General features: G+C 45.1%; 20 protein-coding genes and 1 other annotated feature. Of the genes, 17 read left to right on the top strand and 3 right to left on the bottom strand.

All coding sequences use genetic code 11. The features are described 5' to 3' along the window. Positions 1–114 precede the first annotated feature (114 nt). Positions 115–828: a DUF2953 domain-containing protein gene (locus tag ACU1JV_RS02190; RefSeq protein ID WP_337683131.1), complete on the top strand. Its 714-nt coding sequence runs from the start codon at positions 115–117 to the stop codon at positions 826–828. A 99-nt stretch (positions 829–927) separates the two neighbouring features. Further along, positions 928–1419, top strand: coding sequence for a GerW family sporulation protein (ytfJ, locus tag ACU1JV_RS02185; protein WP_013371720.1), 492 nt, complete (start codon positions 928–930; stop codon positions 1417–1419). Between the two features lie 91 nt (positions 1420–1510). On the opposite strand, the gene ACU1JV_RS02180 is transcribed toward ytfJ, so the two are convergent. After that, positions 1511–2233, bottom strand: a complete 723-nt coding sequence (locus tag ACU1JV_RS02180) for a protein-glutamine gamma-glutamyltransferase (RefSeq protein WP_413986570.1) — start codon at positions 2231–2233, stop codon at positions 1511–1513. 210 nt (positions 2234–2443) lie between these two features. On the opposite strand from ACU1JV_RS02180, the gene ACU1JV_RS02175 reads away from it, so the two are divergent. The 6 genes from ACU1JV_RS02175 (at position 2444) to ACU1JV_RS02150 (ending at position 8170) form a co-directional block, all read left to right on the top strand. Continuing rightward, positions 2444–3706: a D-alanyl-D-alanine carboxypeptidase family protein gene (locus ACU1JV_RS02175; protein WP_064962964.1), complete on the top strand. Its 1263-nt coding sequence runs from the start codon at positions 2444–2446 to the stop codon at positions 3704–3706. A 63-nt stretch (positions 3707–3769) separates the two neighbouring features. Then, the gene (locus ACU1JV_RS02170; RefSeq protein ID WP_413986569.1) at positions 3770–4513 is read left to right on the top strand and encodes a nucleoside recognition domain-containing protein; all 744 of its coding nucleotides are present in this window, start codon (positions 3770–3772) and stop codon (positions 4511–4513) included. Positions 4514–4520: 7 nt separating this feature from the next. After that, complete coding sequence (locus ACU1JV_RS02165; RefSeq protein ID WP_014599983.1) at positions 4521–5051, top strand: spore maturation protein; 531 nt, start codon at positions 4521–4523, stop codon at positions 5049–5051. A 78-nt stretch (positions 5052–5129) separates the two neighbouring features. Beyond that, positions 5130–5888 carry a pseudouridine synthase gene (locus tag ACU1JV_RS02160; RefSeq protein ID WP_413986568.1) on the top strand — a complete coding sequence of 253 codons (759 nt, stop codon included), beginning with the start codon at positions 5130–5132 and terminating at the stop codon, positions 5886–5888. Between the two features lie 109 nt (positions 5889–5997). Next, entirely contained in the window at positions 5998–6714 is a 717-nt protein-coding gene (locus tag ACU1JV_RS02155; protein WP_013371713.1) for a response regulator transcription factor, read from the top strand. 1 nt (position 6715) lies between these two features. Beyond that, positions 6716–8170, top strand: coding sequence for a sensor histidine kinase (locus ACU1JV_RS02150; protein ID WP_413986567.1), 1455 nt, complete (start codon positions 6716–6718; stop codon positions 8168–8170). 204 nt (positions 8171–8374) lie between these two features. On the opposite strand, the gene serA is transcribed toward ACU1JV_RS02150, so the two are convergent. After that, the gene (gene serA, locus ACU1JV_RS02145) at positions 8375–9967 is read right to left on the bottom strand and encodes a phosphoglycerate dehydrogenase (protein ID WP_013371711.1); all 1593 of its coding nucleotides are present in this window, start codon (positions 9965–9967) and stop codon (positions 8375–8377) included. A gap of 261 nt (positions 9968–10228) precedes the next feature. Then, positions 10229–10474 (bottom strand) — a binding site (T-box leader). A 186-nt stretch (positions 10475–10660) separates the two neighbouring features. Here serA and ACU1JV_RS02140 point away from each other — a divergent pair. After that, complete coding sequence (locus ACU1JV_RS02140; RefSeq protein WP_013371710.1) at positions 10661–11248, top strand: type II CAAX endopeptidase family protein; 588 nt, start codon at positions 10661–10663, stop codon at positions 11246–11248. Continuing rightward, the gene (locus tag ACU1JV_RS02135; RefSeq protein WP_058711104.1) at positions 11245–11586 is read left to right on the top strand and encodes a hypothetical protein; all 342 of its coding nucleotides are present in this window, start codon (positions 11245–11247) and stop codon (positions 11584–11586) included. Before ACU1JV_RS02140 ends, ACU1JV_RS02135 begins: the two co-directional genes overlap by 4 nt. A gap of 159 nt (positions 11587–11745) precedes the next feature. Here the strand turns inward: ACU1JV_RS02135 and ACU1JV_RS02130 are convergent, their stop codons facing one another. Beyond that, the gene (locus tag ACU1JV_RS02130) at positions 11746–12672 is read right to left on the bottom strand and encodes a polysaccharide deacetylase family protein (RefSeq protein WP_058829738.1); all 927 of its coding nucleotides are present in this window, start codon (positions 12670–12672) and stop codon (positions 11746–11748) included. A 93-nt stretch (positions 12673–12765) separates the two neighbouring features. On the opposite strand from ACU1JV_RS02130, the gene ACU1JV_RS02125 reads away from it, so the two are divergent. The 7 genes from ACU1JV_RS02125 (at position 12766) to ACU1JV_RS02095 (ending at position 18636) form a co-directional block, all read left to right on the top strand. Beyond that, the gene (locus tag ACU1JV_RS02125; protein WP_064962968.1) at positions 12766–13143 is read left to right on the top strand and encodes a hypothetical protein; all 378 of its coding nucleotides are present in this window, start codon (positions 12766–12768) and stop codon (positions 13141–13143) included. 197 nt (positions 13144–13340) lie between these two features. Then, entirely contained in the window at positions 13341–13955 is a 615-nt protein-coding gene (locus tag ACU1JV_RS02120) for a genetic competence negative regulator (protein WP_013371706.1), read from the top strand. Positions 13956–14039: 84 nt separating this feature from the next. Beyond that, positions 14040–14735 (top strand): glutamic-type intramembrane protease PrsW, encoded by a 696-nt coding sequence (prsW, locus tag ACU1JV_RS02115; RefSeq protein WP_013371705.1) that lies wholly within the window; start codon positions 14040–14042, stop codon positions 14733–14735. A gap of 263 nt (positions 14736–14998) precedes the next feature. Further along, entirely contained in the window at positions 14999–16384 is a 1386-nt protein-coding gene (gene ypeB, locus ACU1JV_RS02110; RefSeq protein ID WP_013371703.1) for a germination protein YpeB, read from the top strand. 165 nt (positions 16385–16549) lie between these two features. Beyond that, positions 16550–17209, top strand: a complete 660-nt coding sequence (locus tag ACU1JV_RS02105; protein WP_013371702.1) for a flagellar brake protein — start codon at positions 16550–16552, stop codon at positions 17207–17209. Between the two features lie 129 nt (positions 17210–17338). Next, positions 17339–18046 (top strand): (d)CMP kinase, encoded by a 708-nt coding sequence (cmk, locus tag ACU1JV_RS02100; protein ID WP_040103475.1) that lies wholly within the window; start codon positions 17339–17341, stop codon positions 18044–18046. Continuing rightward, positions 18043–18636: a lysophospholipid acyltransferase family protein gene (locus ACU1JV_RS02095; protein WP_064962972.1), complete on the top strand. Its 594-nt coding sequence runs from the start codon at positions 18043–18045 to the stop codon at positions 18634–18636. The genes cmk and ACU1JV_RS02095 overlap by 4 nt, the downstream gene beginning before the upstream one ends. Positions 18637–18657: the final 21 nt, after the last annotated feature.

Genomic DNA, 18657 nt, shown 5'->3' with positions numbered 1-18657 from the left:
CTTACGTTGTTGAGGGCTGGCTGTTTGGCATTTTAAGATGCATGATTTTCCGCCGAAGGGTCATACTATTTTTGCCATGATATTCTATAGCAAAAGGGTAGGGAGGACTCGCCAGTGTGGAAATGGATCAGTATCGCCATCATCATCTTTATATTCATCGTACTGGCTATTCTGCTCTCTCGTATTCGGTTGAAGCTGGAAATTGCCAAGCATGACAATGATGATCGGGCGCATCTAGAGATCAGAATTCTATACGGGTTGGTCAAAATGGATTACGATATTCCAGCCATTCTCATAACAGGTTTGAAAAAAGGGCTTCTCTATCGGCTTGACCGCAATAAAAACATACATAAAACGGATGCTTCTGTGGATAGCGGAAATATTGATATCGAAAAAATTAAGCAATTTATACATGATATACGGGTTTTGCTCAAGGGAACACAATCTTTACAGCGATGGCTGCGACATACATTGGCCCATGTAACAGTGTCCAAAATGGAGTGGTCTACCAATATTAGTCTGGCTGACGCAGCTTATACAGCGACCTCAACTGGTATGTTATGGGGACTGAAAACGACCTTGATCGGTTTTGCTTCCAGCATTGTGCGCATGGACTGTACCCCAAAGGTGTTTGTTGTGCCTTATTGGGTGGACCGACTACGTTTTACTACCATCTTGAACTGTGAAGCAAAAATATCGCTCGGTTATTTAATCTTTTCCATGCTCAGATTAGCTTTCCGCATATGGCGTGTTCCGGGAGGACCAGAGGCATGGAAGCGGGTTATTTCCAAAAATCCTGAGCATCAACAAGCCAGCAGTGAGGAATAAACAGTGTAGAGGATTAACATACATATTTCCCTGAACCTTTGCGCACAATAGCGAAAGAAAAGCAGTCTACGCTTGAGATAAGCAGAGGAGGAATAAAACATGTCAGATCATCCGATTCAAGGGCTCATGCAAACCGCGATGGAGAACATCAAGGCCATGGTGGACGTGAATACGATTGTGGGAGACGCGGTGGAAACACCCGATGGTTCCGTTATTTTGCCAATCAGTAAGGTAGGATTTGGGTTCGCAGCCGGGGGAAGTGATTTTAACGTAGATGAAGAGGCACTCCATACTTCCTCAGCATCCGGTAATCATAGTGGGAAGGAAGTACATCCTTTTGGTGGCGGTAGCGGTGGTGGTGTATCTATTCATCCCATTGCCTTTCTAGTTGTTGGCAAACAGGGAGCACAAATCGTTCCGCTGGACAATCAAACGCATCTGTTTGAGAAAATCATCGACTCCACACCATACCTGATCGATAAGGTTCAGTCTATCTTCCAGAATTCAGGCAGCAACATGCAGACTCCACCTCCACAGGTACCTGCAAATGCTAATACTGACCAAAGTCAATCTGGACCGGCTTACTTGTAAAAGTTATTGAAATTAAAAGTGTGCTCTCAAGAAGGTATCCCCAAGGCGAGCGTGGCCTAGGAATACCTTCTTTTTAGTATGAACTCGGCCTCTATTCCTGAATATACTGCCTTCCACCAATGACAGCATGTATACAGTGACTGAATTCTTGGTAATAAAATGTATTCATTGATAGTTCATTTTTTCGGTTTTCTTCGGGTGCGAACTGGGATAGGTAAACGAAGTCAGGGTAGATCACTTCATTCGTCAAATAAGCAGATACCGTGGCATCCGGGCGACGATGTCGATTAAGAGAATCAATAATACCTTGAGCCGGCAAGATGCCAATCCCATGGCCATAGAAAGAATCTTCCTTCAGTTTGACGACATTTTCTCCCTTCCATTCCAATGCATCGGACGACACATCTGGATTTTTAAAATACAGAATGTCCCCAGAAACCGCTTTATGGCTACCTTGCTGTTGTATAAGCCTGAGATCACTGTCATAGTGCCAATCATACAACAGCATATCTGCAAAAATCTGATTAAACTCACTTTCTAGAATGGAATCCAGTACTCCTTTGTACAACACAATAACCATTGCTGTTGCACATTCAAAAGCGTATTGTTGACCGTTTATAAAGATATCTCTGATTCCTTGCGCCGGAGTGACACCTGCTTTGATCCGAAAACCGCCTTTTTCCGTTAACTCCCAAAATTGTGGGTTGCAACGCGCGGTAGCAAAAGTGGCAAAGGATACACCACTTTGATGCAATGCTTGCGCGGACTCTACAATCCGCGATCTTAAAATCATTTCAAACTGTAATCGCTGCATGTTGTAACCCCCCGATTCATATTTAACGTTTAGTAACTAATATTATATGTGTTCAGGAGTGCAAGTTGCTTGGTTAACATAGAAAGAAAGCAAAAGAGGAGCGGCTAATGACTGTCCTGTACAAGGAATTTTCTGTTATAAAGGTGGACATACTTTGAACAGCTTGGACATAGAATGGTACAAGACTTGCTCAAAACCGGAGGAATCCAAATGTTTAAAAAAAAACAACATATCCATGCGGACCACAGCCATTTTAAGAATAAGGCACGCGCATTTGTTTTACCGCTAGCGCTTATGCTTGTTTTGTCATTGCCGCTTACATTGCTGAGTCCACAGCCTGTTCTGGGAGCGGTGACAACAGAAGCAACACCACCCGCGTTAGGAACTCATGCACAGGCTGCTTCTTTAATTGATGTCACATCAGGACGGATCATATATTCAGCTGAAGGTGACCGGGAGCTCCGAATAGCTAGCCTAACCAAAATTATGACGGCTATTGTAGCCATTGAACATGGACGCTTGCAGGACCGAGTAAAAGTGAGTTCAACGGCGTATGCCAAAGAAGGCTCCTCGCTTTTTCTGCAAATGGGTGAACAAATGACGCTGGAAAATATGCTATACGGCTTAATGCTCCGTTCGGGTAATGATGCAGCTTCTGCCATTGCCGAGCATGTTGGGGGGACAGAGGAGGGATTTGTCCATTTAATGAATGACAAGGCGGTTCAGCTTGGGCTAAACCATACGCATTTTGCTAATCCTCATGGGCTGGATGCCGATGGACATTATTCCTCAGCCAACGATATGGCCCGGCTCACTGCTTATGCGCTGCATAACCCAACTTTTGCCCGTATCGTAAAAACAGAACTGAAGAAAGCACCGAACCCCAACGATTCCTGGGACTATTCATGGCATAATAAAAACAAAATGCTGCGGCTGTATGAGGGAGCTGACGGTGTAAAAACAGGCTTTACTAAAAAAGCGTTTCGTTGCCTGGTCAGCTCAGCTACGCGTGAGGGGCGCCAGCTCGCTGCTGTTACCTTGAATGACGGGGACGATTGGAATGACCATGCCCGTATGCTTGATTACGGCTTTCGATATTATCCTCTCATTCCGATTACGGACAAGCAGCAGCCTATTGATGGTTACCCCCTCTTGACAGGGGCGAGTTTTTCTTATCCTCTACATGATGGTGAGAAGACTCAATTGCACAAAAGACTGGTGTTGTTTAAAAATTCCGCTTCGGCGGATAGAGCTGACGTGTCTTTTGGTTTACGAGGACGGGTCGAATTTTTACTGGAAGGTAAATTGATCGGTTCTGTTCCTGTATATGAAAAAGGTAGTAAGCTGCCTACTCAAACTATTGTACATCCACAGCAGGAGGCTCCGACTGCACAAGTTCCTGCAAACCATACTCAGCCACGAGGTTGGACGAGCAAATGGAATGAAATTCTTAAAAATCTGTTCAGATCATAAGGCAAGTAGGCTTGATGTTATAAAGCTGCGGTGTCACATCATTGGGAAAAGGGGGAATCAGTCATGATTCATCTCATATGGGTGGCTTTGATTTGTATAGGATTTGTATTTGCAGCCGCACAGGGAAATATAGAGGTGGTGACGAAGGCGGCTTTTGACGGGGCAACTACGGGTGTTACAGTATGCTTTGGACTGATAAGTGTGCTGGTATTCTGGATGGGCATGATGAGGTTGGCTGAAGACGGTGGGCTCTTGCAGAAAATATCTAAGCTGCTTTCTCCTTTGGTCGCCTTTCTCTTTCCTGATGTTCCGCGTAATCATCCCGCTATGGGCTACATTTTGTCCAATATGAGCGCCAATCTGCTCGGACTGGGGAATGCAGCAACGCCCATGGGGATCAAAGCGATGCAAGAGTTACAGACGCTCAATCCTGATAAGCAAACCGCTACACCTGCCATGTGTACGCTGCTAGCACTGAATACAGCCAGCATTACGCTTATTCCTACTACGTTGATCGCCATTCGGCTAAATTTTCATTCCGCACACCCGGCAGAAATCGTCGGAACGACACTGGTGGCGACCGCAATAGCCACCTTTGCTGCCATTGCGGCGGATCGTTGGTATCGTAGTCGAGAATTGCGCCGCCGTCCTCCAGCGAATCCGCCATCCCAGACCTCCTTGGCGCCACGTACCACGCAAGCACCAACATCTGTGGCTTCTTCACATGTACCGCCCATATCTTCACCTGCCGTGCCGCGAACGCGAATCACAGCTACCAAGGGCAGGGAAACCACTTGGAAAGGATGAGGGAGGCATGCTGAATTTTATTAACCTCGTATCGACTTGGGCCATCCCGGTTATTCTTGCTTTTATTCCTTTATATGCATATGCCAAAAAGGTCCCTGTCTACGATTCTTTTGTAGATGGAGCCAAAGACGGCTTTTCTACCGCCATCAGCATTATTCCTCATCTTGTAGGCATGATGGTGGCGATTAGCATTTTTCGAGCATCCGGCGCTTTGGACTATGTAATATCCTGGGTAACCCCGTGGATTAAAAACTGGGGCGTACCTGGCGAGGTGCTGCCTTTAGGCTTGCTCCGTCCATTGACGGGCACTGGTTCACTTGCGTTCACGACGGATCTAATTCGCACTTATGGTCCCGATTCCATGATCGGTCGGATTGCTTCAACGATTCAGGGCAGCACAGATACGACACTGTATGTATTAACTGTATATTTTGGTGCGGTAGGTATCCGCAATGGACGATATGCCTTGAAGGTGGGACTATTTTCAGATGTGGTTGGTTTTGTGGCGGCTATTGCCATTTGTTTGCTTGTATTTTGAATTTTGCATCGTTTTTTGAACGGGGGTTGTGATTTTGCTCATGGATGGGTATCATTAGCATGAGGTGAATTAGCGAACATGGAAAGATTGCAGAAAATATTGGCCCAAGCCGGTGTAGCTTCCAGACGTAAATGTGAGGAGCTTATTCAGGCGGGCAGTGTGGAAGTAAACGGGGTTACCGTAACTGAGCTGGGAACGAAAGCAGACCCTGATCAAGATATGATTACAGTAAAGGGACGCCCGATCAAAACTGAGAAAAAAATCTATTTGATGATGAACAAACCCAAAGGGGTCATTACAAGTGCTTCCGATCCGGAAGGTCGCAAAATTGTGTCTGACTATCTAAAAGGCGTCAAGGAACGCGTATATCCGGTCGGACGTCTTGATTACGACACCGAAGGGCTGCTGTTGCTTACCAATGACGGAGAGTTCGCCAATCTGCTCACCCATCCCAAGCATCATGTGCCGAAGACGTATGTGGCTACAGTCAAAGGCGTTCCGCACGGTACTGAGCTGGACAAGCTGAAAAAAGGAATCGTGCTGGAGGATGGTATTACTGCACCGGCCGAGGTAGAATATAAGGATGTAGATCCGGACGGTAAGGAATCTGTGATCCAGATTACCATTTATGAAGGCAGAAATCGCCAGGTAAGACGGATGTTTGAGGCCATTTCGCACCCAGTCATCAAACTCAAGCGGATTGCTTTTGGGGATCTATTGCTGCAAAACTTGAAGCGTGGTCTCACCAGACCCCTAACCAAGGACGAAATCAACCGTCTCATTCAACTTGCCAAATCAGACAACACGAAAAAGAAACGGACAGGACGGGGGTCATAACCCCGGCCTTTTTGGCGTAAAGAGACTATTGGATGAGAGTAAAGTTTGACCAAGCACGGGAAAATAGTAAAATAGAGAGAATGCTTTTTTTAGCGAAGGGGCTGGGAATATGTCAGAACAAAGCAACCGCATATTAATTGTAGATGATGAAGAACGCATTCGCCGCCTTCTGCGGATGTATCTAGAAAAAGAAGGATACGAGATTGAAGAAGCTGAGGATGGCGAGATTGCTCTCCAAAAAGCGACTGCAAGCGATTACAGTATTATTTTGCTCGATGTGATGCTTCCGGGTATGGACGGGATTGAAGTGTGTACACGGCTGCGCCAAACCAAATCTACACCTGTGATTATGCTGACAGCCAAAGGCGAGGAAGTGAACCGCGTGCAAGGCTTCGAAGTCGGAGCTGATGATTACGTGGTCAAGCCCTTTAGCCCGCGAGAGGTCATTTATCGGGTAAAGGCAATTTTACGACGGTCGTCGGAGACTGCTTTTTTAACGAAAGAGGCTGTGCCAAGCAATAGTATTGTTTTTCCAAATCTTATTATTGAGCATGATGCACACCGGGTAACTGCAGGCGGAATTGAAATCAGTCTAACGCCTAAAGAGTACGAGCTGTTGCATTATTTGGCGGTGTCGCCAGATAAAGTCTTCTCACGCGAAGAACTGCTGAAAGATGTTTGGAATTACGAATTTTTTGGTGATCTACGCACCGTGGACACGCATGTGAAACGGCTTCGTGAAAAGCTGAATAAGGTATCACCAGAGGCAGCGGCTATGATTACGACCGTATGGGGCGTAGGTTATAAGCTGGAGGTTCCAAAATAACGTGAACTTCTGGAGATCGCTGGTAGGCAAGCTGTGGATCACCATCATTTGTCTTGTAGGTTCTGTGCTTATTTTTCTGGGGCTTTTTTTATTGCCGTACATCAACAGAAATTTTGCAGCACATGAATCGACGGAGATCAAGCATTTATTCACCTATACATGTATTGTCGGATTTTTATTGACGACCTTTTTTGCTCTATTTCTTTTTACTAAAATCACACAGCCTATGCAGCTGTTGATTCAGGCGGCGAATGCCATCCGTGAGGGAAGGTATGATACTCGGCTTTCGCTGGTGACCAGCGATGAAATTGGAGAGCTGGCGAAAACTTTTAACCATATGTCTACGGAACTGGAAGCGACGATCCGCAGTCTGAATGAGGAGAAAAACCACTTATCCAGTGTGCTGCGAAGTATGTCTGATGCCGTATTTACCTTCGACAGAAGTGGACAAATCATCTTGACGAATCCGCCTGCACAAAGTTTGCTGGATATTTGGGAAAAGCTGGAGTGGCAGGGGCGTGATCTGGAGGAATTCGGAGCTTCTGTGCCTGAGCCTTTGCTGCCTTTGTTCCATACGGTTATGGACAGAGGCGAGGATGTCGGAGACTACATCCATGTCAAGAAAGGCTCGTGGTCAGTGCAAATGGCGCCGCTGTATACAGATAACGCTATTCGTGGTGCAGTAGCTGTACTTAGAGATATTACAGAAGAAGTAAAACTTGAGAAGATGCGTAGCGATTTTGTAGCCAATGTATCCCATGAAATCCGTACACCCTTATCTATGATGCAGGGATACAGTGAGGCTTTGCTGGACGGCATGGCAGGTTCACCGGAAGAGTCTGAGGAGCTAGTACAGGTTATCCATGATGAATCATTGCGTATGGGAAGATTAGTCAAGGATCTGCTGGATCTGGCCCGAATGGAGGCAGGTCATACAGACATGTACCGTCAGGAAGTGGACGTAAATGAACTGATCGAGCGTGTTCACCGGAAATTTACGGTTCGTTCCAAGGAACGGGGACTGATACTCGATTATTATGAGTCAGATCAACACTTGCTGTTGCCTGAGGCAGATGAAGACCGACTGGAGCAGGTGTTGACCAATTTGCTGGATAATGCGTTCAGACATACACCCTCTGGGAAAAAAGTTACCATTGCGGCGGATCAAATTCGGGGAGAACGGAATGAGTTAATCCGCATTCGTATTAAAGATGAAGGTGTGGGCATTGCCAGTGAGGACCTACCTTATATTTTTGACCGCTTCTACAAGGCAGACAAGGCTAGAGTACGTGGTGAGGACAAAGGGACTGGGCTGGGGCTTGCCATTGTTAGAAACATCGTAGAGGCTCACGGAGGCTCTGTCTCAGCTGCTAGCGTGCTGGGAGAAGGGACGGAATTTACTATTTTGCTGCCAATCACCAATAAAACAAGACAGGGCTCTGTAACAAGCTTATAACGACGGCTCATATGTCCCAGTTTGCAGGCATCCTCGGAAGAGGATGCTTTTTGTTGAAAAATCAACATTTATCTTGTTCAACGTGGAACATTCAGTTTCAAGATGGATGCTTCTATGTTAGATAAGGGTATAAGAAAAGGCGCCTCGGTAGCCGGGCGCCTCTCTTTATAAATAAAACCAAGGAAGTTTTCACACTGACTGGAACTAATCCAGCACTACTTCTTGGGCAGTATTCAGTTCTGGCAAGCCTACGAGTTGAATCAGCACGTCTTTAGGCACAGCTTTGTCAACGGTCAGGATCATGATAGCTTCACCGCCAACAATTTTACGACCTACTTGCATAGAAGCGATGTTGACGCTGTTCTCCCCAAGCAAGGTGCCGACACGGCCGATAATGCCGGGTTTATCATTGTGTGAGATGAGCAGGAAATGAGCCTCCGGTGCCACATCTACCGGGAACTGGTTCAATCGAACAATACGTTCACCATAGCCTGCGAGCAGGGTGCCGGAAACACGTTGTTCTTCGCCGCTTTGCGTTTTGAGCGTAACGGTGATCAGGTTGGTAAAGCCCTTGGTGGCAGGCGCCTGAGAGACAATGAGATGAACGTCACGTGTTTTGGCAAGATGCACAGAGTTTACGATGTTCACATCGCTGCCCAGATGACGGCTAAGTACGCCTTTCAAAATATAACGTGTGAGCGGCTGTGTATCCACAGAAGACAAATCGCCAGCGTAATCCACCTGGATTTCACGTACAGCCTGGTTGGTGATCTGAGCGGCAAAGCTGCCCAGCTTCTCTCCGAGTGAGAAATATGGCTGCAATTGCGTCATGACATTGGATGGTACTGGAGGCATGTTGACCGCATTTTTAAACGGCTCATCCCGTAAAATATGCAGCACCTGCTCAGACACGTCGATCGCCACGTTCTCCTGAGCTTCGACAGTCGATGCACCCAGATGTGGTGTAACGATAATTTTTGGATGGCTCAGGAACGGATGATCCTGTGCTGGTGGTTCCGACTCGAATACGTCAAAGGCTGCACCGGCAACGATACCTTCATCAATAGCTTCAACAAGTGCCATTTCATCGATAACTCCGCCTCGGGCACAGTTGATGATGCGCATTCCTTTCTTCATCACTTCAAACTGCGGACGTGCGATCATATGCTTGGTTTCTGGTGTTAATGGCGTGTGTACGGTCATGAAATCTGCGTTGCGGATAATTTCGTCCACGCTGGCCAGCTTGATGCCCAGCTTCTCAGCGCGTTCTTCAGTCAGAAACGGATCATAACCGAGGATGCTCATGCCAAATGCTTTGGCGCGTTTAGCTACCTCACTGCCGATACGTCCCATGCCGAGGACTCCAAGTGTTTTGTTACGCAGTTCGACACCGAGGAATGTTTTACGATCCCATGTACCACCGATGGTTTTAGCGTAAGCCTGTGGAATATGGCGAGCCAGTGCCATCATCATGGCAAAAGTGTGCTCACATGTCGTAATGGTATTGCCGTCAGGAGCATTAATAACGATAATCCCGCGTTGTGTTGCTGCTTCAAGGTCGATGTTGTCCACTCCGACCCCGGCACGTCCGACAACCTTGAGGTTTTTACCTGCCGCCATGATGCGTTCGGTTACCCGGGTTTGGCTTCGGACGAGTAATGCGTCATAGTCACCAATAATTTGAACCAATTCATCCTCGCTGAGACCTGTGTTCTTGTCCACCGTGACATCGTCTGCATCCATCAGCTGCTGAATGCCCAGGTCACTGATTGGATCGGATACTAACACTTTAAACATTTGGTTTCCTCCTCAAAGTTAACTTCTTTTATGGACAGGATGTACTTCAAACTGAAATACATTCCATAAAGAACATGAAAAAACTTGAAATGCTTCTAAAAAGTACAGGAGAGCGGTCGAAACACTAGTGTGATAACGCATTGACGCAGAAAAGGAATAAAATAGTATTTTGCACCAAACTGACAACCAAAGGCCTTATGCGGAGTCGCTTTATGGTTTTCGGGCATCAAAAAAACTCCCGAATCACATACTATCTCCATAGTAAGGGACGAGAGTTATCGTGGTACCACCCTAATTCGCAGCCATTTCGCAATGGACTGCCTTCAGCGGTCATATAATGACCGAAAGGATAACGGTTTTCTGCCGATTGCATCTAATGTCGGAAAATCCTAGACCTCGATGCAATAACTCAGGAGCGCTGAAAGTAGTTACTTCGCCACCGGCTTCCACCCAAGCACCGGTTCTCTGAGGACGAAATCAATACCTTTTCTCCATCATTGTTGTTGTCGCTAATAATTTTTTCATAATGTATCATGGCTTACATGGGCATGTCAATAGGACATGCGACATGTGTGGATAGACGACTAGATACATAGCTACAGAATGCGGAAAAATTAAGATTTAAGTCTTCTTGAATCCGCCCGACTTTTTGGCTATGATGCTAAAGAAGACTAAGCAGAGGACTAACTAACTATGAAAAAGCTTAAAGTGAAATGGAAAAGAGCGCAAATTCATCAATTGAACGACCGCTTGCTGCTTTACAATTTGTATCTAACTCAGGGTCTGACCCTGCTGATTGGCGCAATCTGGATTATATTTCAGAAAAGAAATGTGTTTGAACTGTTTGCATTGCCCAACACTGTACACGTCTTATGGTGGGGATTGGGACTGGCGGCCGCTATGCTATTAGTGGATCTGCTGCTATCTCGGATCATGCCTGAGGATGCCATGGATGACGGTGGTATTAATCAAATGCTGTTTCAAAATCGACCGGTTTGGCATATTATTTGTATAGCTGCTATCGTTTCCATCTGTGAGGAACTTTTGTTTAGAGGTGCGATTCAGTACAGCTTTGGTCCTTATTGGACAAGCATTTTGTTTGCGGTTATTCATATCCGATATTTACGGCATTGGATTCCCACGGGCTGGGTTTTCCTTAGCAGTTATGGATTGGGATATATATATGTGCAGACAGGCAGCCTGTGGGCACCAATCATTTGTCATTTTGTGATTGACCTTATATCTGGCTTAGCGTTACGTTTTCGGAGGTATGAAGAATGAATCAGGAACTTAGCAGAGTGCAGACCTATGGTAGCCGCCGAAATGGTCGCAAAGGCAAGGAGGAGGACAGGTCAAAGCCCAAACCGGTTCGCTCCCGTGCTTCACGGCCCATGCCAGAATTGGCTGACGTTGCCGCTGCACCAGAAGTTGCTGTGACAATGGAGGAAGACATTCCTGCCAGTGAGTACCGAACACGGACAGAAATGTTTCCGTCCCGCCGTATTCGGGTAAGTAAGTGGTTTTTAAATTTTTTGAGCACTCTTTTTGTGCTTATTACAGCAGCGTTACTATGGTGGGGAATTAAGGGTGCACCACCCATTAGTGAAATGCTGTGGTGATATAAAGGCATTGTGACAGCTTGTGTCTAGTACGTGCGTGCAACGTTACTCTAAAAAGGCCTCGATCTCCCACAAGTTATGTGGAGATGGAGGCCTTTTTACATTATTTATTTTTACGTCATCTACATTTGACCATACGAGCATATGCACAAGTGACTATTAACTGGCAGGAATCTCAATGCTTTGTGGATCGACAAATTGATAACCCTTCTGCTCAAGGCGCGTCAATAGACTGTCCAGTGCCTCCGCTGTCCATGGCAGTTCATGCATCAAAATATTGCTGCCTGGATGAAGTTGTTCTGTTACGTTTTTGAGAAGTGTCTCCGTTTTATGAGGTTGATTTTTTTTCATCGTCCAGTCCAGAGAACCAACGGACCATGTCATATATAAGAGCCCATTTTCCTTCGCCACCTTGCGACCTACGTCTCCACCAGCACCATGAGGCGGACGAAAGAATACGGGTGCTTGGCCTGTAGTATCTTTAACGATTTTTTGTACCGTTTCAATCTGTTTTTTGACCTCAGCCTCAGACTTGTTCTTGAGAACGATGTGGTCCCAGCTATGGTTGCCAATGGGCTGTCCACGATCATGGATGAGCTTAAGCAACTCAGGATGTTCTTTTACACGATAACCGTTTACGAAGAAAATCGCCTTTGCCTTGTGCTTATCCAATGTATCTATGATTTTGTTAATCATGACGGCTTCCTTCGGACCATCATCAAAAGTCAGCAACACCACTTTTTTTTCGGCACCTTGTTGGTTAGGAATTACATTATAAGCTTTGTCCAAGTGATACATTTTGTTAGTGGTAACCGCAGTTGTCGAAACTGTAGTTCCGTTGCTCCCAACGGCGGTTTTGTCATTTTGTGTATTTGTTGTACTCACTGATTTTTGCTCATCACTGTCTGCTTGCTTACTGCTTCCTTTTGGGGAAGATATACTGCTCTGATCTTTGGCACTGTTACTTGAATCAGAAGTTACTGAATCCTGATGGTTATTGGAATCCGCAGATTCCGGCTTCGTCGCAGTGCAAGCACTAAGCAGCAGACATGCTGTTAGCAAAATGACTGCTGTTTTTGTACCCATTAATTCATCTCACCTTCCTATATTTATACCGTATGAGTTTGTCTCTGCTGACGAACACTATGCTTGATTCTACCACAAAGGGAGGTTCTAATTGTGAAAACATCTTCATTTTTCCTGGGAATCGTCTTGGGGGCTGTCGCAAGCTCTCTGATCTCTCGTAACCGCAATGGTTTGGGCTTATCCATGGACATGGGCGGAAAAAAAGGCGGAAATTTGGTGCAGAAAGCTCGTACAAAAATGATGGACGCCGCTTTTCCAGGCATGGGTGATATTGCGCTGAATACACAAGACACCCACAAGGATCATGATCATCGTTCACAAGCAAATAAAACCGTTCATAACGCCCAAACTGCCAAGAGCAAAGAAGAAAATATGAAGTTGATTAAAGAGTTTATAAGCACAAGTCCCGATGTTAAACGTGAGGTCGAGCAAATACTGAAAGAAACTCATACAGCCGTACCGGGATTGTAACCCGAAACCTCTATTCCGAATCATTTTGCGGCTTTTTTGTTAAAGCCGTTCAAATGATTCTTTTTTTTATCATTTTTATTCGTGCATTTACGATTATAAAATGATAACATGATTACATAGAACCATTTTCATCACAGGCATCATATTTTGAATCATAATCTGCTAATAACACTCGGCTGCCAGGAGGAGGGTCCAGTATGAAAATAGAAAGATTAAGTCAGGACAAGATACGGATTTTCCTTACCTTTGACGATTTGAGCGAACGGGGTATCCAAAAGGATGATATGTGGCAAGAAATTCCAAGGGTTCATGAGCTGTTTACTGAAATGATGGATCAGGCATACAGCGAACTGGGCTTCGATGCCACGGGACCGTTAGCTGTTGAAGTCTTTGCGCTTCCTGCTCAGGGAATGGTTGTTATCGTCACTCGGGGAAAATACGATCACCAGCAGTACGGTTCGGGTCCCGATGAGGAGCTTCCAGAGGAAGTCTACGAAATGGAAGTCACAATGGAGCACAGTGATTCCATCGTTTACGCGTTTAGCGATTTCGAAGTACTCATAGAAGCGGCTCATATGCTCCGCAGCAACACTACGGAAGCAGGTAAGCTGTATCATTATAGAGGAAAATGGATTTTGCATTTGGAGCCAGAAGAAGTAGAAGAGTCCAAGCTAGCAGCCTTAATTGCGATTCTGGCAGAATTTGGAGAAGGTTCATCCGTAACACCAGCTATGCTGGAAGAGTATGGCAAGCTGGTCATTCCTGAACAGGCAGTTGCTGTCATTTGCACCCATTTTGACAGCCGTTCTTGATTTGGTTTAGAAAGTGATAATGAAGTTAATTTGTCGGCTCTGCGCTGAAAGCAGGGCCGACTCATTTTTATGGAGGGATGATCGGTGCTTCTGTTTTCTGTTTTAGCGGCAGCTACAGCGCCGGGTCTCGCCTTATTGATGTACTTTTACTTAAAGGATCGCTATGATTCGGAGCCCCTGCACATGGTTATTAAAGTATTTTTGCTCGGTTTTTTAGTGGTGCTTCCGGTCATGATTTTTCAACGTGGGCTGCTGATTTGGCTAGGAGATGACACTTTAATTCAGGTGTTCGGTATTTCCGCTGGAGTGGAAGAGTTTTTTAAATGGTTCCTGCTGTATCACATCATCTATAACCATACGGAGTTCGACGAGCCTTATGACGGGATATTGTATGCAGCTGCAGTCTCACTCGGGTTTGCCACGGTTGAAAATCTGCTATATGCCTGGGCGGGGCATGCTTCGATCAGCATGATGTTAATGAGATCATTGCTACCGGTATCCGGTCATGCGATGTTTGGCGTTATGATGGGCTACTATATGGGGAAAGCCAAGTTTTCGGTAGACCTGAAGAGTAAATATATGCTGCTTCTGTCATTAGTGCTTCCATGGTTTTGGCACGGAGTATATGATTTAATTTTAACGAAATTTTCACACGACTGGATCTGGTTTATCATTCCACTGATGGCATTTCTATGGTATGGAGGGATGGCAAAAATCAGTCGAGCGAATAATCGTTCTCCTTTTCGAATGTTAAAACGGGAAGAAAAGGTTAATATGTAACGAAATGGGACACACTGATCTGACAAACCTGTTAGAGAAAGAGGTGTCTTTTTTGCGTATAAAAGTAAGAATTCATTGTAAAAGATGCGGAGAACGCTTTGTGCTGAGAGGGCGAATGGAGCAAGGGCAGATTCAGACCGGCTTTAAACGCTGTATTTGCGATAACTGTGAGTTTATTGTTGAAGTCATGGAAAACCATGCATAAGAGAGCTTTCTTCTTGTCACACTATCGGTAGTGTATTTGAAGAAAGGAGACTCCCAATATGTATAAGCGACTTAGTGCCGTATTGTTCCCGGTGGTTACCCTGATTATGATAGGAGCATTTGTGTGGGGTTATCAGCAAAGCCAGATGAGAAGAGAGGTGTCTTCTCAGGCAAATAGAATGTCAATTAAAGCGGAAAATCAATACCAGCGTGCGTTTCACGATTTGTCGTTTCATATGGATCAGTTGCATTCCCAACTCGGTAACGCGGTTGCTGTCCATACTACTTCACACGCAATGCACCGCAAATGCTTGATGAACGTGTGGAGAATTGCAAGTGAAGCCCAAAATGAGGTTAATCAGTTGCCTCTCAATGTAATGCCTTTTAATCATGCTAAAGATTTGCTGTCACATCTATCTGCATTTTCGTATCAGACCGCTGTTCGTGATCTGGATCACGAGCCTTTAAACGAGAAAGAAATTTCGAATCTGAAAACGTTGTATAACAATTCCAAGGAAATTTCGAAAAACATGCATGAGGTGCAGCAAAAGGTCATTAGCAAAAACTTGCGTTGGATGGATGTGGATATGGCGGCAGGTTCTCAAACTGGACCGAAAGACAACACCATTATTGATGGCTTCAAAACCGTGGACAAAAAAGTAGAGAACTACAAAGAACTGGATTGGGGACCGTCTGTTGCGAGCATCTATGATAAGCGCTCAGTGAAAAAGTTGAGTCTCCCGGCGGTGGATGCTGGACAAATTAAGCGGAATGCCGCTGACTTTACAGGAAAACCAGAAAGTCAGATTCGTGTGAACGAAAATGGTAAAGGAACAGAGTGGGCGTCTTTTACGGCTACGTTGCTAAATAAGCAGCAGCCTGTGGCCACAATGGATTTTACGAAAAAGGGTGGCAAGCTCATTTCTTATCATGATATGAGATCAGTAGGTCCTAAAAAAGCAACTCGTAATGAAGCGGTTCGCTATGCAAGTGAGTATCTTGAACAAAAGGGCTACAAAGGAATGAAGCCCGTAGCATATGATGAAAGCGGGAATTTAGCTAACATTACATTTGCGAGCCAACAAGGGGATGTGATTATCTATCCAGAAAAAATCACAGTCAGATCAGGCTTAGATAACGGACAAGTGATTGGTTTTCAATGCAGCGATTATGTATATGAGCACAGTCACCTCCGTCGTATTCCTCAGGCAAAACTGAATTTAAATGAAGCGCGAGCGAAGTTGAATCCTGAGTTTCGCGAAACTTACCACCGCAAAGCACTAATTGAAAATGAACTGTCGAATGAAGTTCTGTGCTATGAATTTGGCGGTAAAATTAACGGTTCCATTTATCGAATTTACATTAACGCGAACACGGGAATGGAAGAAACGATTGAACAAGTAAAAGATTCAGATGAAGCACAAGTTACGGCAAGTAATGCCTAGTTGATTACACTGAAATGAATCTATAGTCACTCTAAGCCTCCTTTATTAAGGAGGTTTTTTGTGCTTTAGTCATAGTTCTAGCAAATATAATGCTTAATATAGGCACAAAGTCGTGGTATTATATACCTTAATTATAGTTTTGAATGGACAAGGATGGTGAATCGTTTGTTTCCAAAAATTAATGATGTGTTATACATACAAGTTGCCGGTACCGATCAGAAGGAGGAATCTTTTGAATATAAGTCGCGTATTGCGGAAGAGGACTCACAGAACTTTCTAATTGAAATTCCCATGTCACAAACAAGCGGACACTTGAAAAAGCTGTTTCTTGGGGAAGAACTGTCTATATTTTTTATGAGTGAGGGTGGAATTAAAAACTATTTTAATACCCACGTTACGGGCTTTAAAGATGACGTCCTCCGGATGGTTCGCATTCACAAGCCTGCTCCGGACAGCATCAGCAAAATTCAGCGTCGAAACTTTCTTAGGGTAAAGGCCAACTTGGAAATTGCGGTTAAGCATGGTGCAAACGAATCTAGATTTGTAGCAGAGACGCATGATGTGGGAGGTGGAGGCGTATCTTTTCAAACTCAGGGCTCACATCATCTTGAAGAAGGAGAATCATTGTCTTGCTGGGTTTTGGTTCCATATAAAAACGGCACTCAAGAGCATGTTCCGTTCCAATCTGAAATTGTACGCATTCAGCAGATGGAAAATGACCGCAAACTCATTATGTTGAAATATGAGAAAATCGCTGATCAGGAGCGCCAAAAACTGATTAAATATTGTTTTGAAAGACAGTTAGAGTTCCGGGGGAAATCGTAATCATGCGAAGCTTTTCTTTTTTAGTAAACCTGTCGCTTATTTTGCATCGCCTATAAATGTGTGGTATAATTTTCACGTCGCAGGCAATGCCTGCTTTTTTCTTGAGGTTAGGTTAGGAGGAATTCCCTGTTGGCAAGGCAACATGCATCTTCAATTAACAAAATAAATGTAGCCATTGATGGACCTGCTGGCGCAGGGAAAAGTACAGTGGCCCGCCTGGTGGCGAAAGCACTTTCCTATGTATATGTAGATACCGGAGCCATGTATCGAGCAGCAACGTGGTACATGATGTGCAAAGAAATTCCTGCAGAAAATGTACAAAAAGTGCTTCAACATGTACCTGAGCTGGTGATTGAATTAGTACCGGACCCCACAGGCCAAAAGGTTTATTGTAACGGGGAAGATGTAACCACTGTGATTCGTTCGATGGAAGTGACTAGCAATGTGTCACAGTATTCAAGTATTGCTGGTTTACGTACACGCTTGACCGAAAACCAGCGGGAAATGGCTGCGCGTAAGGGTGTCGTTATGGACGGACGCGATATTGGAACAACTGTGCTTCCCGATGCGGAAGTTAAAGTGTTCATGACCGCAAGTGTTCAGGAACGTGCCTCACGTCGTTTTAAAGAACTGAGCGAAACTGATGATATCACTCTGGAACAGCTTGAACGTGACATTGCGGCACGTGATAAGTTTGATGAGGAGAGGGAGGTATCCCCGCTTCGTTGCAGTGAGGACGCCATCGTGCTTGATACGACCCATATGGGCATTCAGGATGTCGTTGATACGATCGTATCTTATTGCTTAACGGAGAAGGATGGAGAGATCAGCCAATGATATATACTGTATGCGCCAGTATTTTGCGTCTCATTTACCGCGTTCTGTTTAGGCTTGAGGCGGTAGGCAGGGAAAATGTTCCTGCTGAGGGTGGAGTGCTGTTGTGTTCTAATCATATTAGTAATCTTGACCCTCCTACAGTTGGCATTTTGCTGAAGCGAAAGGTTCACTTTATGGCCAAAGCAGAGCTGTTTAATGTTCCTGTGCTGGGACCACTGATCGACAAACTGGGAGCTTTTCCAGTCAAACGTGGTGGTGTGAGTAAGGAATCCATTAAGCTGGCATTGAACATTTTGCGTGACGGTAAGGTTATGGGGATTTTTCCCGAAGGCTCCAGAGGAGCTGGGGGAATTGGTAAAAAGGGTGCTGCCAGTTTTGCACTGCGTAGTGGAGCGGCTGCCGTTCCAGTCGCCATTATTGGTGATTACAAGCTTTTCCGTAAAACGAAAGTGATATACGGTAAACCTGTTAATTTGGACGCTTACCAAAAGGGTGCCGATGTCGAAGGAGATCCTCTTGAACTGGCAACAGAAGCAATTATGTCACGTATTCGCACAATGAAGGAAACTGGTGAGCCTACGAATGATTGAAAGGCTTGCATGAATTGTGTC

The sequence above is a fragment of the Paenibacillus sp. T2-29 genome (assembly GCF_052921365.1).
Note: the sequence above shows the minus strand (reverse complement) of the source record. Positions and strands in the feature narration are given on the sequence as shown.

Excerpts from the sequence above, each read along its gene's own strand:
- ytfJ (WP_013371720.1), top strand. The coding sequence starts at position 928 with ATGTCAGATCATCCGATTCAAGGGCTCATGCAAACCGCGATGGAGAAC.
- ACU1JV_RS02180 (WP_413986570.1), bottom strand. The coding sequence starts at position 2,233 with ATGCAGCGATTACAGTTTGAAATGATTTTAAGATCGCGGATTGTAGAG.
- ACU1JV_RS02175 (WP_064962964.1), top strand. The coding sequence starts at position 2,444 with ATGTTTAAAAAAAAACAACATATCCATGCGGACCACAGCCATTTTAAG.
- ACU1JV_RS02170 (WP_413986569.1), top strand. The coding sequence starts at position 3,770 with ATGATTCATCTCATATGGGTGGCTTTGATTTGTATAGGATTTGTATTT.
- ACU1JV_RS02165 (WP_014599983.1), top strand. The coding sequence starts at position 4,521 with ATGCTGAATTTTATTAACCTCGTATCGACTTGGGCCATCCCGGTTATT.
- ACU1JV_RS02160 (WP_413986568.1), top strand. The coding sequence starts at position 5,130 with ATGGAAAGATTGCAGAAAATATTGGCCCAAGCCGGTGTAGCTTCCAGA.
- ACU1JV_RS02155 (WP_013371713.1), top strand. The coding sequence starts at position 5,998 with ATGTCAGAACAAAGCAACCGCATATTAATTGTAGATGATGAAGAACGC.
- serA (WP_013371711.1), bottom strand. The coding sequence starts at position 9,967 with ATGTTTAAAGTGTTAGTATCCGATCCAATCAGTGACCTGGGCATTCAG.
- ACU1JV_RS02140 (WP_013371710.1), top strand. The coding sequence starts at position 10,661 with ATGAAAAAGCTTAAAGTGAAATGGAAAAGAGCGCAAATTCATCAATTG.
- ACU1JV_RS02135 (WP_058711104.1), top strand. The coding sequence starts at position 11,245 with ATGAATCAGGAACTTAGCAGAGTGCAGACCTATGGTAGCCGCCGAAAT.
- ACU1JV_RS02130 (WP_058829738.1), bottom strand. The coding sequence starts at position 12,672 with ATGGGTACAAAAACAGCAGTCATTTTGCTAACAGCATGTCTGCTGCTT.
- ACU1JV_RS02120 (WP_013371706.1), top strand. The coding sequence starts at position 13,341 with ATGAAAATAGAAAGATTAAGTCAGGACAAGATACGGATTTTCCTTACC.
- ypeB (WP_013371703.1), top strand. The coding sequence starts at position 14,999 with ATGTATAAGCGACTTAGTGCCGTATTGTTCCCGGTGGTTACCCTGATT.
- ACU1JV_RS02095 (WP_064962972.1), top strand. The coding sequence starts at position 18,043 with ATGATATATACTGTATGCGCCAGTATTTTGCGTCTCATTTACCGCGTT.